We start from the raw sequence: 15,750 nt of genomic DNA, 5'->3' as shown, positions 1-15,750 counted from the left end.
CCGATCGACTCGGCGCTAGCGAAGCTCGTCGCACTACGGTTCGCCTGCCCGCCCGTACTGTGCCGGATTCCCCTACGTCTTGGACAGCCCTTCCACATAGACACCTTTGCGCTCCAGTTGACGAACCCCGCGCACATCTGCCCAGCCATCGATGATCACGTAGCGCAACCGGACCAACCCGGTCAGCGGTGTCAGGTCGAGTGTGTGCCTGCCGTGGTCGTCGAGCAGGACGAGCTGTTCCAGCGACTCGGCCGCGGCCAGCGCGCTCAGGTCCATGGCCAGGCCGGAGTCCCAGAGTTCCAGCCGGGTAAGCCGGGGCAGCAGCGGGCGCAGCACGGCCAGCCCACCGAGCGCGATCGCGCCACGCAGCACCAGCGTGCGCAGCGAGGTCAGCGCGCACAGGGCCTCCAGCCCGTTCCAGCGGCCGCTGATGGGCAGGTCGAGCCGGGTCAGGTTCGGGATCCGGTGCAGCGCGGGCAGTCCGGTCAGGCCGGGGGCCCGCACGGTCAGCTGCGCCAGCTCCGGCAGGTCGCCGTGGAAGCGCAGCCGGACCGGGTTCTCGTTGATGATGTGCAGCTCGCGCAACCCCGGCACCAGGTGCGCCCAGGCGGCTTGGGCCGCGTTGACCTGGACCGGGCCGTCCGGCCGGAACGGCACCTGCCTGGCGTAGTCCTCGGGATCGTAGTAGCGCCAGCAGTCCACCAGCACCCGCTGCACCTCCGGCGACGGGTGGGCCGCGTACTCGCGCAGCAGGGCCAGCGCCCGCGGGCCGCCGACGTGCGCGGCGGCCAGCACGCAGGCCACCGCGGTCTCCTCGGGATAGGAGGCGATGCCGGGCGGGAGGTGGTCCAGCACCACCTCGCCGACCACGGCCAGCTCGGCCGCGGCCTTGGCGTCCTTGGGCGGCAACAGCTTCTCCGTGGCCAGCCGCACCCGCTCCAGCAGCTCGGCAGGCAGTGTGGACGCGCCGCCGCCCGCGGCCACCGCGAGCATGCGCAGCGTGGTGGCGTGGTCGGGACTGCGCTTGGCCCGGCTGAGCAGGCCGCGGATCAGCTCGGCGCGCTGCGCCAGGTTGGCCTGGCCGGGGGTCATCAGCACCACCTCCCGCCAGGCCACCTCGTGCGCCCGCTTGATGAGCATGGGAATGTGGTTCTCCTCCGCGATCTCACCGGCTGCCAGGTACTCCTGGAAGGTGCGGTGCACGAAGTCGATCCGGCCCACCACCGGTTCCCTGATCAGTCCACTTCGGACCAACAGGTGGTCCAGCACCTCCCTGGGCGCCAGCTGGTTCGCCCGGAAGCTGGGCATCAGCTGGAGCTTGCGGGCCATGGTGGCCTCCACCTGGCCACGGTCCAGTTCGGACTGTTCGTTGAGGGTCAGCCGCCAGGCCAGGTCGCGCAGCAGCGTCACCTTGCCGCGGTAGTCGAGCACCTTGTCCAGCGGCATCCGGATGCCGCGCCGGTCGTCCCGGTGTTCCAGGAACATCTCCAGCGCCGCCTGGTACAGGCCGTTGCGGTCCTGCGGCAGCCGGGACTCGCGGTCCAGGTTGAGCGCGCACAGCATGGCGCACAACAGCGGGCTGGTGGCCAGCTGGGCGAGGTGGTGCTGGGTGTCCAGCTTGCGCAGCAGTTCCGCCTGGCAGGCGGACAGTTCGGTTTCCAGGTCGGGCGGGGCGAGGGTGGCCATGGCCTCGTGCCACTGGCGGATGAAGGCGCGGATGTCCGCGCGCGCCATGGGTTCCACGGTCACGGTGTGGAAGTCCTCGGCGGCCAGCCAGTTTTCGGCCACCGCGGCGGGCCGGGAGGTGATGACGAACTTGGCCCGCGGGTAGGCGTGCAGCCAGGAGTCCAGCCAGGCCCGGACTTCCTTGCGCCGCACCGCGGGCAGCTCGTCCACGCCGTCGATGAGCACCAGCGCCCGGCCGGAGTCTAGCGTGCGGTGCACCCAGTTCGGCGGCTGTAGCTCAAAAAGCGGGTCGTCGGCGCCGGTGAACAGCTCGCCGGGCCGGGGGAAGCGCGGGGCGTCGGCGAAGCTGCGCAGCTTGACCAGGAACGGCACGCACCCGTTCCAGGCGGCCAGGTCGCCGTCGAAGGCGTTGCGCGCGGCGGTGACCGCGAGCCAGCGCAACAGGGTGGTCTTGCCGCAGCCCGCCTCGCCGCGGACGAAGGTGCGCGGGTGCCCGGCCAGGGTGGCGGACAGGCGGGTGGCGCCGGTGGCGGTGAGGTTGAGGTAGGCGATGCTGAGCTTGACCCTGGCCCGGTGCCGCAGCGGCAGGCCGAAGAGCTCCAGCACGTCCCAGCGGGTGCTGATCAGCTCCAGGTAGCGGAAGCGGAAGTCCTCGTCGTGGTCGGCCCCGGCCGGCGCGTCCAGGGTGGTGTAGGGCAGGCGGTCCAGGATCAGCGCGAGCTGCCCGGCCAGGTCGGTGAGCCGGGCAAGGGTCTCCGCGGAAGCCCTGGCGGGGAAGGGTTTCAGCTGGGTGATCATGCGGACCAGGCACAGGCAGGCCAGGTCCAGCAGCCGGTCGTAGACGGTGTGCGCGTCGGCGCTGAGGCCGGTGGGCGCGGGCACCTTGGCCCGGATGGCGATGGCCAGCTTGCGCGCGTCGGCATCGGCGGCGAACAACCGGTCGTCGGACAGGTCGGCCTCGGCCAAGGTGTCGCCGACGGCGAACGCGGCGGCGGTGAGCTCCTGTTCGTCCAGGGCGCGGAAGTCCTCGCGGGCGCGGTCCAGCAGGCGCTCCAGCACCTCGGTGACCATCCGGTCCAGCTGGGCGAGGACCTTGCGCCGGGTGAGGGTGTCCGTCCAGTGACCGCGCACCAGCTCGGCCAGGTCGGTGTGCCGTTCGGCCCGGTCGCGGTGGTCGGCCAGCAAGGTGCGGGCGGCCTGTAGGACCACCGCGTTGGCCGCCTTGAGGGCGGACCCGCCCAGGTCGATCATGGCAACCGAGCGTAGTGACCCGGGTCAGCGCGGGTAGCGGATTCCGTTGAAGTTGACTCGAATCGAGTACACCGAGCTGGTCGCGCAGATGTATAGGTTATTCCTTTTGGGACCACCAAAAGTGAAGTTGGCGCAGACCTCGGGCACCCGCAGCTTGCCGATCAGCGTGCCGTCCGGGGCGAAGCAGTGCAGCCCGTCCCCCGCGGCCAGCCAGACCCGGCCCAGCTCGTCCAGCCGGACGCCGTCCGGGTTGCCCGCGGTGCACTCGGCGAAGACCTCGCCGCCGCTGAGGGTTCCGTTGTCCCCCACGGTGAATCGGCGGATGTGCCGGTGCCGGGTGTCGGCCACGTACAGCTGCCGCTCATCGGCGGAGAAGGCCAATCCGTTGGGGCGCGCGAAATCGTCGGCGACCCTGGTGACCTCGCCACTGGGGTCGATGCGGTAGACGTGGCAGCCGTCGGTCTCGCTCTCGGCCCGGTTGCCCTCGTAGTCGCTGTCGATGCCGTAGCTGGGATCGGTGAACCAGAGCGACCCGTCCGATCGTTGGACGATGTCGTTGGGGCTGTTGAGCTTCCGCCCCTGCCACTGGTCGGCGAGCACGGTGATGGTCCCGTCCGGTTCGGTCCGGGTGACCCGCCGCGCGCCCTGCTCACAGCTGACCAGGCGGCCCTGCCGGTCCACGGTGTGGCCGTTGCTGTAGTTGGCCGGCTGCCGGAAAACGCCGACGGCACCGGTGGTCTCGTCCCAGCGCATCATCCGGTCATTGGGGATGTCGCTGAACACCAGGTACCGCCCGGCCGGGAAGTAGGCGGGCCCTTCCAGCCAGCGCCCACCGTCGAAGAGGACCTCCAGGTAGTCATCCCCCGCGACCCGCTGGAACCGCTCGTCCAGCACCTCGTACACAGCCCGCACTCGGTCAGCCATCTCCGCCTCTTCCTGAATCAGGTTCGGCGATAAGCTAGCATGACCACATGAGGTTCTGTCGATGATGGACGACACAGATCGCAGTCTGCTCGCGGAGCTACAGCACGACGCCACCCAGTCCTATGCCGCACTGGGCGCCGCGGTGGGCCTGTCCGCAGGCGCGGCACACGAGCGGGTCCGGAAACTGAAGGAACGTGGGATCATCCGCCGCACCACCGTCGAGGTCGACCCGGCCGCGGTCGGCGCGGGCGTGCTGTCCTTCGTACTGGTGGAGGCCAAGGCCTGGATGGGCGAAGCGGCCACCCGGAAGGCCTTCACGGCGATACCGGAGGTTCAGGAAGCGCACATCGTGGCGGGCGCGGCCTCGGTGATGCTGAAGGTGCGCACCGGCACCACGGAAGAGTTGCAGGACGTGCTGCGCCGCGTCTTCGCGGTCAAAGGAGTCTCCGGCACCCAGACGGTGATGTCCCTGGAGACCATGTTCGAGCGGCCAGTCCACTGTGGACACCCTGGACCCGTGGGCGCGCCGGGCTGACAGACGGCGCGCCCACGGGAGATCAAGGGCGTCAGTACCAATGCGGCCGGCCACCCACGGCTCGGCCGGTTCCGCCGAGGACCGCCAGGACCAGCCCGATCACGACCAGCACCATGCCGATCGTCCACAGGACGGAGATGTCGGCAAGAAACCCAATGAGGAGCAGGATCGCACCGAGAATGATCACTGTTGCCTCCCTTTCTGGTGGGGACGCTTCGGGGATTACCGGCCCCACACCTGGCCAAACCTGCCGCGCGGGGGTGCCGCCGTTCGGCCCAGCGACGGCTAGTCCCGGATCAGCGGCCCGCTCCTGGGCCCGACGTTCAGCTTCACTCCTCGTCTCAGCAACGGCCGGAGGTCCTGCTCATCGAGTTTGTTGTTGGTGTGGACCGTTTCCAACAGTGGCAGTGCGAGCAGGGGGCTGAGGTCGGCGTCAGGCGCGAGGTTCCACAAGGTCAAGGAACGAAGGTTGCCGCACCGTGCCAAGGGAGCCAAGTCAAGTGAGTCGAAGCCACCATCGAGTCCGAAGTGATCCAGCTTCTTCGCCCGCTGGAGCACTTCGAGAGCCTGCGGGTCGCGGAGGCCGAACACCATCAGCTCGCGCAGCTTCGGCAACTCGGCGACCAACTGGAGGTCCATGCCCGTACACGTGCGCCCCAAGGTCAGCACCTCCAGTCCACGCAGTTGCTTGAGTGGGGCCAAGCTCGGCAGGACATCCAGACTGAGGAGTGTCAAGACACGAAGATTCGGCAGCCGAGTCAGCGCGGGGATGCCGGTGACCCTCCGGACGTTGACGAGCGCCACGGTGTCGAGAACCGGAAATTGATCCACGAGCCGATCCAGATCGACCTCGCCGCCCCTGGCGAGGCAGAGGCCGGTCAGCAGTGGCAGGGGCGGTAGATCTGCGGATCCAGCGATTTCGAGTCGACGGAGCTTCTGGAGAAGCGGTAGGTGGGGATACATACCTGGGGCCTCGACCCTGACCCAGCCTGGATGAAGTGGCGCGTTGGCGAGGATGTCTCGGGCGTACTGGCCATGGTCGAAGCTTGCCCAGCCGGCCACCAATTCGACCTGGACTTGCTCACGCGCGTCAGCCGCGTAACCTGCCAGCAGCCGCAGCGCTTTCGGCCCGCCGATCATGGCAGCCAGTTCGACGCAGAACCTGGCACCGAGGCTGCCCAGAGGCTCGGTTCGAGCGGGCATGAAGTCCAGCAGCCATTCTCCCGCGGCAGCCAGCTCACGGACCTCATCCGGCTTCTTCGGCGGCAGCAACTCTGTCGCGACCTGTTCGATCCGCCGCCGCAGCTCTTCCCGAATCGGTCGGGGATTGGCCGTTGCCGTGATCACCAACAGTCGCAGCCTGCGCGCGAGGTCCGGAGCTTCCCGGTCGGCTCGGTCGAGCAGACCGCTGAACAGCTCGACACGCTGCGGGTTGGTCGCCTGTCCCGGTGTCATCAGCAGAACCTCACGCCAGGAGGGCTCGTGCGCCTCCTTCACCAGTCGCGGGATGTGGTTCTCCTCGACGATCTCCTTCGCGGCCAGGAACTCCTGCAGGGTCAGGTGCACGAAGTCGATCCGGCCGACCACCGGCTCGCGGATCACTCCGCTGCGCTCGATCAGGTAGTTGAGGATGGTCTTCCCGCTGAGATCCTTGCCTGCCAGACGGATCATCGACTTTGCGGCTTCGGCGAACTTCTGCTCAACCTGCTTTCTGTCCATTTCGGACAGTTCGTTCAAAGTCAGGTGCCAGGCCAACCGTTGCAACAGGGTCTGTTTGGCTTGCAGGTCCAGCAGCTGGTCCAGTTCGGTTCGGATGTTCCGGCTCTGGTCCCGGTTCACCAGCAGCATCTCCAGGGCCGCCTGGTACAGACTGGTGCGGTCCTTCGGCAGCTGGGTCTCCCGATCCAGGTTCAGCGCGCACAACATGGCGCACAGCAGCGGGCTGACGGCCAGTGCCCGGAGGTGGTCCTGGATCGAGAGCTGGCGCACCAGCGCGGCCTGAAACGCGGGAAGCTCGTCGTCGGCGCAGCTGGCCCGCCCGCGGATGGCCTCGTGCCACCGCCGGACGAAGACGCGCACCTCGTTCCGCCCCATCGGCTGGACCGTGGCCGAGTGGAACTCCAGCCCGCTGAGCCAGTCCTGGGCCGCCGCCGCGGGCCGGGAAGTGATGACGAAGAGACAATGCGGATAGGTGCGGATCAACCCGTCCAGCCAGGACCGAACCTGTTCCCTGCGGCCGTGCGGCAACTCGTCCACACCGTCGACCAACAGGATTGCCCCGCCCGCCAGCATCTGCCGGTGCACCCAGCCAGCCGGGAGGAGTTGGAACAGCGGATCGGTCTCCTTGGCGAAGAACTCGTCCGGACGCGGCAACCGCTCGGCCTCGGCGAAGCTACGAAGTTTGATCAGCAGCGGGACCCGGCCATTCCACTGCGCCAGCTCCTCCCTGAACCGGCTGCCCGCCGCCGTCACCGCCAGCCACCGCAGCAGCGTGCTCTTGCCGCAGCCCGCCTCTCCGCGCACGAAGGTACGGCGATGAGCACCCAGAACCTTCGAGAGACGGCTGTCGTGGCTGTCATCGGCCCGCAGGTTGAGGTAGGCCACGCTGAGCCGGACCGAGGACCGCTGGCTGACCGGCACGCCGAGCAGGTCCAGCCGGTCCATGGTCGACGTGACAAATTCCAGGTAACGAAACCGGAAATCCTCGTCCTTCTCCGCCCCCTCCGGCGCATCCAGGCTGGTGAAGGGCAGCCGATCCAGCACACGCTCGACGTCATCTGCCAGCGCGGTGAGCCGGGACAGCGTCTCGACCGACGCCCGCGGCTGGAAAGGTTCCAGTTGGATGACCAACCGGACCAGGCACAGGCAGGCGATGTCCAAGAGTCGGGAGTAAACAATCTCGGCATCAGCGGACAGGCCATCTGGCGGAGTCGTCCGGTCCCGAACCGACCTGGCCAGCTTGCGATGATCAAGATCAGTCTCGAACAGCGCTTCATCCGTCAGCTCATGCCCTGACAACGCTTCGCTAACAGCCGCCAACGCCGCCGTCATCTCGTGTTCCGGCAAATGGCGGAACTCCTGCCCCGCCCGATCCTGGAACCGCTCGAAGACGTCCGTGACCATCCGCTCCAACTGCTCGCGCACCTTCCGGCGAGTCAAGAAGTCGCCGACACTCGCGTTGACCAGGTCAGACAGCTCGGTGAAGCGGTGTTTGCGGGCCTTCAGATCCGGCAGGAGGGGGCGGACCACCTGGCCTACCACTTGGGTGGCTGCGCGGAGCAGTGCGTTCTCGATGCCGGTCACCGGCAGAGGCTATGCCGGTTAGTTCGGCCGTTGTGTGCGTTGCCGCACGGTGGTACGCCATTCGGCGACTTGCCCCGGACCGGGTGACTGGCATGGAATCTGGGTTCAGGGGCGAGGTAGGGGAGTGCGGTAGCGGTGCATCCGCGGACTGAGGCACAGCAGGAACCCGGCGAGACCAAACGCAGGCGATGGGCCTGGCTTGATCCGCGGTACATGCTCGCGGAGAACGGGGAGCAGCGGACGCGGTGGTTCATCGCGGTCATCTTGTTCGTGCAGCGGGCCTCCTACCTGATCCCGGCCTCGATCGCGATGGCCAGCGCCGACCTGCACCGGCACTCCAGCCCGGCGCTCAACGGGGCGCTGCTCGGGGTGGCCTGGGTGTGGCAGGGCTATCTCGGCTACTACGTGCGCAAGCACGGCTGGTTCACCTACCGGCACGTCGGTGTGGACATCGTGCTGGCCTGTGCGCTGATGACCGTGGTGACCTCCAACGTGCAAGCCGGGTTCGAGTTCACCACGGTCAACTGGGCGCCGAAGTACGCCCTGGGCACCGCGGCGCTGATCGGGGCGGTGCTGCCGCTGCGCTGGGCGGTGGCGCTCAACGCGGTGCCGATGGCCTGGTACGTGCTCACCCTCAGCGCGGAGACCCAGCCGGGCCAGCCACTGCTGCCCGCGGTGGTCGGGCACCTCAACTCGTGCATCTTCTTCGGCGCGATCCTCTACTTCATGACCCGGTACCTGACCGCGCAGGCCCAGTACCTGGACGAGCAGACCGAGGCGCGGCTGCGCGCGGAGACCAGGCAGGCCGCCGAGCGGGCCCGGTTCGAGACCAGGACGCGGCACTACCGGGCCCTGCACGACAACGCGCTGGCCACGCTGACCGCGATCTCCATGGGCGGGCTGGACCACCGGTCGGAGGAGGTGCGCAAGCGCTGTGGCAAGGACGCCGAGTACGTGCGGCGGCTGATCGCGGCCGACACCACCAACTCCTTCACCGGGCTCGGTGACCGGCTGGCCGAGGTGGTCACCGACGCCGAAGCCCTTGACCTGCGGGTGCGCTACATCCCGGACACCGTGCCGGGGCACCTGCCGCACCACGTGGTGGAGGCGGTGGCCGACGCCTGCCGGGAGGCGCTGAACAACGTGGCCAAGCACGCCGGCACCGACCAGGCCTGGGTGACCGTGTCCTGGGTCGAGGGCACCCTCAGCGTGCGGGTGGTGGACCGCGGCCGGGGGTTCGACCCGATCCGCACCCCGCGCGGGCAGGGGCTGACCTCCTCCATCGGCGGGCGGATGCGGGAGATCGGCGGGAGTGTGCAGGTCGACTCGATGGCCGACAGCGGGACCTGCGTGGAGCTGGTCTGGTCGCATTCGAGTTGACCTTCTGTCCACACCGGACCTTTCCGACGAAAGTCGTGGCCGGGGGCTGCCTTCTCCGGTGGCCGGTGCGCGGGCAGGCGTGTTGGCTGGGTGGACAACCCTCCTACTGCCGCCGATTGGGGAGTCCACCATGAGGAGACGACTTCGGCTGCTGCTCGCCGCGACCGCTGTCGCGGCCCTGCCCCTGGGAACCGCCGCCGCCGAACCGGCCGCGGTCCGGGTGATCGCGCAGAACCTGGCCTACACCTGGGGCGTCGGCTTCCTGCCCGACGGCTCCGCGCTGGTGACCGAGCGCAACAGCGCGCGGGTGCTGTCCATCAAGGGCACCGCGGTCAGCACCGCGGCCACCATTCCCGGGGTGCGCCCGGGCGGTGAGGGCGGGCTGCTGGGCATCGCGGTGTCGCCGAACTACGCCAGTGACGGCTGGATCTTCGTCTACTACACCTCGGCCAGCGACAACCGGATCGCCCGGTTCAAGCTCGGCCAGGCGCCGCAGCCCATCGTCACCGGCATCCCGAAGGCCAACATCCACAACGGCGGGCGGCTGGCCTTCGGGCCCGACGGCCACCTCTACGCGGGCACCGGCGACGCGGCCAACACCGCCAACTCGCAGAACCCGAACTCCCTCGGCGGCAAGATCCTGCGGATGACCCTGGACGGCAAACCCGCGCCGGGCAACCCCTCCGGCACCCTGGTCTACACGCTGGGACACCGCAACGTGCAGGGACTGGCCTGGGACAGCAGGGGCCGGATGTTCGCCTCCGAGCTGGGGCAGAACCGGCAGGACGAGCTGAACCAGATCGTGGCCGGATCCAACTACGGCTGGCCGACCTGTGAGGGCCGCTGCAACGACACCCGGTTCCGCAACCCGCTGCTGACCTGGACCACCGCGGAGGCCTCGCCGAGCGGGATCGCGGTCTACAACAACAACGTCTACGTGACCGCGCTGCGCGGGCAGCGGCTGTGGAAGGTGCCGCTGACCGACTCCGGCGTGGGCAACCCGACCGCGCTCTACCAGGGCACTTACGGCCGGCTGCGGGACGCGGCGGTCGCGCCGGACCGGACGCTGTGGGTGCTGACCTCCAACGGCCCCAGCGGGGTCGCCGGTGGTGACAAGGTGCTCAGCACCGACGGCTAGAGCGGTCACGCGTTACCGGAGCACCGAAAGCCGCGGATCCGGCCAGATTTGGGTGCCTTCTTGACCACCGGGAACCGTGTGGGCGGTTACGGTGAGGGGCCAGACGCCACGCGTGGACCGCCGCCCTGCGCAAACTGACCTGAGCCCGTCAAGGAGTACTCGTGTTGGTGGAGCGGTCATCTGAGCTGTCCGCACTTCGGGCCGCGGTGCACAGTGCCCAGTCCGGCGTGGGCCGGACCGTGGTCATCGAAGGACCCAGCGGGATCGGCAAGACGGCGCTGCTGGACGCGGCGGCCGAGCACGCCGTCACCGCGGGCTGTCACGTGCTGCGCGGCGGGTGCCGGGCGGCGGAGCAGGAGACCGAGCTGGGGCTGGCCGCGCAGCTGGTGGCGCCGCTGCTCCGGGAAGGGGAGAACGGGCTGGAGTTGTTCTCCGGCCCCGATATCACGGTGTTGGGCCGGTTGGGCCACCTGCTGACCGGACCGGCCGCGCCCGGCCCGCTGTGCGTCTTCGCCGACGACGTGCAGTGGGCCGACCGGGCCTCGCTGGAGCTGCTGGTGCGCTGCGCCGGGCGCACCGCGGCGCTGCCGATCGCGCTGGTGGTCACCGCGCGGGCGGGCGGCGGCGAGGCGCGCGCGCCGGAGGCGGCCGAGCTGATTGAGGCCATGGGCGGTGAGCCGATCCGGCCGGAGCCCTTGACCGAGCGCGGGGTCGGCCAGCTGCTGCGCAACCGGCTCAACCAGCAGCCGGCCGAGGCCTTCACCTCGGCCTGTCACCGGTTGACCGGCGGCGAGCCGCAGCTGCTCAACTCGGTGCTGGACTCCTTGCGGCGCAAGGGGATCGAACCGCAGCCCGAGCAGCTGTTCGCGCTGCGCGCGATCGTCGGCCAGCTGCGCACCGGGCTCGCGGTGGCCCGGTTGCGCGCGGAGTCCCGGGCGGTGCGGCGACTGGCCGAGGTGATCGCGCTGCTGGGCGAGTCCACCAGCCTGGCCGTGGTGGGCGAGCTGATCGGGCTGGCGCCCGAGCAGGCGGAACGGGCCGCGGCCCGGCTGCGGCAGCTGTCCATCTTCGGTCAGGGCCAGCGGCTGACCGTCAGCGATCCCAAGGTGCGCCAGACCGTGCTGCGCTGGCTGCCCTCGCACGACCACCACCGGCTGCGGGTGCAGGCGGCGAAACTGTTGCGGGAGCACGGGGAGTCCCCCGACCTGATCGCGCCGCACCTGGTCTCGGCGCGGCCGGAGGGCGACCAGCAGGCGGTGGACGTGCTGCGCACCGCGGCCGGGAACGCGTTGCGGCGCGGGGACCACCGCTCGGCCACCGGTTACCTGCGGCGGGCTTTGGCCGAGCCGCCAACGGGTTCGCTGCGGGCCACGGTGCTCACCGAGCTGTCCGCGGCGCGCTACCACACCGATCCTGGCGCGGCCGCGGACAGCCTGCTGGACGCCCTCGCGCTGGCGCCGACCCCGCACGCGCAGGCCGCGCTGCTGACCAACTACCCGCATCCCAGCGTGATCAGCTCGACGCCGGCGCTGGTGGGCGTGGTCAAGCGGATCGTGCCGCAGCTGTGGCCGGGTGAGGGCAGTGGGGAGCCCTCGCCGCTGCTGACCGCGGCGCGGCTGCTGGCGCTGGTGCCCGCCACCGACCCGCAGGACGCGGACAGCCGCTACGGCTCGGTGCGGCGGAGCGTGCACCAGCAGTGGAACAACCTCAAGGCCACCAGGGTCGGACGGCAGCTGCTCGCGGTGGAGGCCTACAACCAGGCCATCCGGTGCTCCGGGGAGATCGAGCAGATCCGGGCGCTGGCCAGGCTTTCCCTCACCGACGCGCCGGACACCGCGGAGTACCTGACCTCGCCGCTGCTCTACGGCGGGGTCGCGCTGGCGCTGACCGACGACCTGCCGGAGGCGATGGCCGCGCTGGACGCGCCGATCGTGGACGCCCAGCGCAAGGGGTCCACCGCGCGGCTGGTGACCGGGTTGAGCTACCGGGCGATGATGCTGATCCGGCAGGGCCGGGTGCAGGACGCGATCGGCGAGGCGCGGATGGCCGCGCGGCTGCTGCGCACGGTGCCGGAGCACCCGAACCGGGGCGCGGTGGTGATCGCGCTGGGCGGCGCGCTGCTGGAGAACGGGCGGCCGGAGCGGGCCGCGGCGGTGGTGCACAAGTACGTCACCGGGCGCGGGGTCGGATTCCGGGAGTGGGACCAGGTTTTCGCGCTCTCCGGCCGGATCCGCCTGGTGCAGAAGGACGCCACCGGCGCGCTGCGGGACGCGCTGGAGTGCGGCCGGCGGCTGGCCGAGGTCGGCTGGACCTATCCCGGTTGTGTGCCATGGCGTTCGGTGGCCGCGATCGCGCACCTGATGATGGACCAGTCCCGGGAGGCCTGGTCGCTGGTGGAGGAGGAGCTGGCGCTGACCCGCAGCTGGGGTTCGCCGGAACCGCTGGGGGTGGCGCTGTGCACGGCGGCGCGGCTGACCGGGGAGCGGGCCGGGCTGCGGTACCTGGACGAGGCGGTGACGGTGCTGCGCGGGCGGACCAGCAGGCTGGAGCTGGCGCGGGCGCTGATCCAGCGCGGCAAGGCGCGGCAGCGGCTGGGGGTGGCCGGTGCGGACGAGTCGCTGCGCGAGGCGCTGCGGCTTGGCGAGCGCTGCGCCGCGCCGCGGGTGGTGACCAGGGCGCGGACCCTGTTGCGGGAGTACGGTTTCCGGGCCGACGGCGGCGGTGAGCTCAGCCGCACCGAGCTGCGGGTGGCCGCGCTGGCCGCCGAGGGGCACACCAACCAGGAGATCGCCGAACGCTTCCACGTCGGCCTGCGCACGGTGGAGATCCACCTGACCCACGCCTACCGCAAGCTCGGCATCCGCGGCCGCACCCAGCTGGCCGAAGCCCTGGCCAAGGCGAACTGAGCCCGCCCCACCGGGCCGGCGGGGCGGGATCGGCTAGCTGGTGCGGCGGCGGCGCAGTTGACGGGAGATGCCGTTGGCGGGGGCGTCGAGCTCGGCGGGTTCGGTGAAGGACCACTGGCGGGTCAAGGGTTCGGGGGCCGTCCGCGGGACCGGGCGGGCCGGGGGCATCGGGATCGGGCCGGAGGCCGGGCCGCCGGGGCGGGGTGCGGCCACCGGGACCGGGATCCCTTGGGGCGGCGGGAATGACGGCGGGGTGGACTGGGCCAGGGTGGGCGCCGGGAACGGCGGTGGGGTGACCGGTCCCGGCACCCGGCCCCGCGCGGCGGGAGGACGCGCGGGGGTGATGGTGGCGACCGAGGCCGGCGCGGGGGCGTGCAGGCGCGGCCTGGTCTGGCGGTCGAGCTCGGCGGTCCAGGTGAGCAGGGCCTGCGGGCTGTTCAGCGCGACCAGGCCGACCAGGCGGCCACCGGCGACGAAGCCGGTCACGCTCTGGTCCGGCCGGGAGGAGGGCAGCAGCTGGACGGTGTCCTCGCCGAGGGCGGGGATGCCCGCGCCCTGGATGCGCATGCCGTGCTGCTCGGACCAGAACCTGGGCACCGGGGTGAACGGCTTGGCCGCGGCCCGGCCGGCCAGCAGGCTTTCCGCGGCGTGGCGGCCCATCTCGATCGCGTTGAGCCAGTGTTCGACCCGGCGGGGGCGGGCGTCGAAGCGCAGGTTGGGCCAGCGGGCCACATCCCCGGCGGCCACGATGTCGCCGCGGCCGAGCACGTGGCAGGTCGGTTCGCAGAGCACGCCGTCGTCGATGGTCAGGCCGGAGCCGCGCAGCCAGTTGACCGCGGGCACCGAACCGGCGCACACCACCACCGCGCCGGCCACGATCACCTGGCCGCTGGAGAGGTTGAGCACCACGCCCTGCTGCTGCGGCAGCCAGTGCAGCACCCGCTCCCCCAGCGCCAGGTCGACCCCGTTGCCGCGGTGCAGCTCGGTGATCCGCTCGGCCAGCTGCGGGCCGACGGCCTTGCCCAGCAACACCTTCGACCGGCCGACGATGGTGACCTCGCCGCCGAGGTGGTGCGCGGTGGAGGCCAGCTCGCAGCCGATGAACCCGGCGCCGAGCACCACCAGCGGACGGCGGGTCCGCTGCAGGTTCTGCCGCAGGGCCAGCGCTTCCTCGACGGTGTGCAGGAAGTGCACCCTGGGGTCGTGCACCGGAACCCCCGGCAGGTGGCGGGGCTCCACGCCGGTGGCGATCACCAGGCCGTCGTAGCGCAGCTCCTCGCCGCCGGGCAGGTGCACCACCTGGCGGCGCGGGTCCAGGCCCAGCACCGGGGTGGCCAGCCGCCACACCGCGTCCAGCTCGGTGTAGCTGGGCAGCAGCAGGTCGCTGGGCCGCAGCTTGCCGCAGAGCAGCTGCTTGGACAGCGGCGGCCGGTGGTACGGCCGGGTCTGCTCGGCGCCGACCAGGACGATCTCGTCGGCGTAGCCCAGCTCCCGCAGGCGTTCCGCGGTGCGCAGGCCGGCCACGCCGGCGCCGACCACCACCACGCGTTCCTTCTTCCTCACTTGACACGCTCCTGAACGGTGATCGCGCGCATCGGGCAGCAGCGCGCCGCGGCCTTGGCCTGGCTGGCGAACTGCGCGTGCGGGCTGGTGTCGTACCGCAGCCGCCCGTCCTCCACCAGCTGGAACACCTCCGGGGCCGCGGTCTCGCAGATCCCGTACCGCTGGCACCGCTCGTTGTCCACGCTGACCCCGACCTTCCCGGCGCGCGGGTTGGGCGGCGCGGCCGGGTCCTGCTGCACCGGCTGGACCGCCGGTTCGGCCGAGACCAGGCCGACCTTGGTGAGCAGCCTCGGCGGCAGGAAGCGCAGCGCGGTCAGCGTGATCACCGGCACCACCAGGGTGATCCCGGCGGTCTGCAGCAGCGCGAGGTTGCCGTTGGCGGCCGCGCCCAGCCAGGCGTGGATCACGGTCAGCCCGACCGCGAGGTAGCCGAGCTGGTGGAAGCGCAGCCAGTGCCGGTAGACCAGCCACCGGCGCACCGCCACCGAGATGGCCACCGCGGTCATCAGCTGCAACCCGATGATCCCGGCGGCGTGCCGGGCCAGGCCGCCGCCGGCGAACGGGACCATGACCTTGAACAGGCCGAAGTCGATGTCGGTGACGAAGACGAAGGCGAAGCCGTGCAGGGAGCCGAAGGCGATGGTCATCACCGCCAGCATCATGTGGCCGCTGCGCAGGGCCTGTCTGCTGGTGGTGCGCCGCACCCACCCGGTGGCGGTGAGCACGCCCCAGACGAGGGTGAAGCACATCATGGCGTAGGCCAGCCTCGCGGAGAGCGCGGCCACCTGACGGACGCCGGTGTCGTGCGGGGAGATCTGGGCGAGAATCGCGTCCAACGCGGTGATGTCGGCGAGTGGGCTCAACACCGGATGCCTCCAGCGACTCGGGAGAAAATGGGGCGAGGCGAAACCCGGGCGGCGTGGTGGGCGCCTGCCCGGCCGTGGCGAACGGGGAGGCACGGCCGGGCAGTGCGAATGAGAGTCAATACCTCCCCTCTTTCAGCAGCTCGATTACCTGGCCGGCGCACTGAACGAAATGTGGAGGCGAGCTCGACTGGAACAATT

10 protein-coding genes are annotated in these 15,750 nt (G+C 70.6%); 4 read left to right on the top strand and 6 right to left on the bottom strand.

The features are described from left to right. Nucleotides 1–72 precede the first annotated feature (72 nt). Both M8C13_RS24165 and M8C13_RS24160 read right to left on the bottom strand, forming a co-directional pair. Nucleotides 73–2,937, bottom strand: a complete 2,865-nt coding sequence (locus M8C13_RS24165; protein WP_252482962.1) for an NACHT domain-containing NTPase — start codon at nucleotides 2,935–2,937, stop codon at nucleotides 73–75. A 24-nt stretch (nucleotides 2,938–2,961) separates the two neighbouring features. Next, a complete protein-coding gene (locus tag M8C13_RS24160) occupies nucleotides 2,962–3,861 on the bottom strand; it encodes an SMP-30/gluconolactonase/LRE family protein (protein WP_252482961.1) in 900 nt (299 codons plus the stop codon). A gap of 61 nt (nucleotides 3,862–3,922) precedes the next feature. Between M8C13_RS24160 and M8C13_RS24155 the strand changes: the two genes are divergently transcribed. After that, nucleotides 3,923–4,396: an Lrp/AsnC family transcriptional regulator gene (locus M8C13_RS24155; RefSeq protein WP_252482960.1), complete on the top strand. Its 474-nt coding sequence runs from the start codon at nucleotides 3,923–3,925 to the stop codon at nucleotides 4,394–4,396. A gap of 31 nt (nucleotides 4,397–4,427) precedes the next feature. On the opposite strand, the gene M8C13_RS24150 is transcribed toward M8C13_RS24155, so the two are convergent. Both M8C13_RS24150 and M8C13_RS24145 read right to left on the bottom strand, forming a co-directional pair. Next, complete coding sequence (locus M8C13_RS24150) at nucleotides 4,428–4,583, bottom strand: DUF6131 family protein (RefSeq protein ID WP_247763934.1); 156 nt, start codon at nucleotides 4,581–4,583, stop codon at nucleotides 4,428–4,430. A 98-nt stretch (nucleotides 4,584–4,681) separates the two neighbouring features. After that, complete coding sequence (locus M8C13_RS24145; protein WP_252482959.1) at nucleotides 4,682–7,699, bottom strand: NACHT domain-containing NTPase; 3,018 nt, start codon at nucleotides 7,697–7,699, stop codon at nucleotides 4,682–4,684. A 135-nt stretch (nucleotides 7,700–7,834) separates the two neighbouring features. Here M8C13_RS24145 and M8C13_RS24140 point away from each other — a divergent pair, with 135 nt between their 5' ends. The 3 genes from M8C13_RS24140 to M8C13_RS24130 all read left to right on the top strand — a co-directional run bounded on the left by M8C13_RS24140 (nucleotide 7,835) and on the right by M8C13_RS24130 (nucleotide 13,123). Next, a complete protein-coding gene (locus tag M8C13_RS24140) occupies nucleotides 7,835–9,079 on the top strand; it encodes a sensor histidine kinase (RefSeq protein WP_252482958.1) in 1,245 nt (414 codons plus the stop codon). Between the two features lie 130 nt (nucleotides 9,080–9,209). After that, nucleotides 9,210–10,217, top strand: a complete 1,008-nt coding sequence (locus M8C13_RS24135) for a sorbosone dehydrogenase family protein (protein ID WP_252482957.1) — start codon at nucleotides 9,210–9,212, stop codon at nucleotides 10,215–10,217. 167 nt (nucleotides 10,218–10,384) lie between these two features. Next, the gene (locus tag M8C13_RS24130) at nucleotides 10,385–13,123 is read left to right on the top strand and encodes an AAA family ATPase (protein ID WP_252482956.1); all 2,739 of its coding nucleotides are present in this window, start codon (nucleotides 10,385–10,387) and stop codon (nucleotides 13,121–13,123) included. A gap of 33 nt (nucleotides 13,124–13,156) precedes the next feature. On the opposite strand, the gene M8C13_RS24125 is transcribed toward M8C13_RS24130, so the two are convergent. Beyond that, nucleotides 13,157–14,686 (bottom strand): FAD-dependent oxidoreductase, encoded by a 1,530-nt coding sequence (locus M8C13_RS24125; protein WP_252482955.1) that lies wholly within the window; start codon nucleotides 14,684–14,686, stop codon nucleotides 13,157–13,159. Next, nucleotides 14,683–15,552, bottom strand: coding sequence for a 4Fe-4S domain-containing protein (locus M8C13_RS24120; protein WP_252482954.1), 870 nt, complete (start codon nucleotides 15,550–15,552; stop codon nucleotides 14,683–14,685). The genes M8C13_RS24125 and M8C13_RS24120 overlap by 4 nt, the downstream gene beginning before the upstream one ends. Nucleotides 15,553–15,750 lie beyond the last annotated feature (198 nt).

Origin of the sequence: Crossiella sp. SN42 (genome assembly GCF_023897065.1) — a bacterium.
In the GTDB taxonomy this organism is placed as follows: domain Bacteria; phylum Actinomycetota; class Actinomycetes; order Mycobacteriales; family Pseudonocardiaceae; genus Crossiella.
This window is presented reverse-complemented; position numbering and strand designations above follow the sequence as displayed.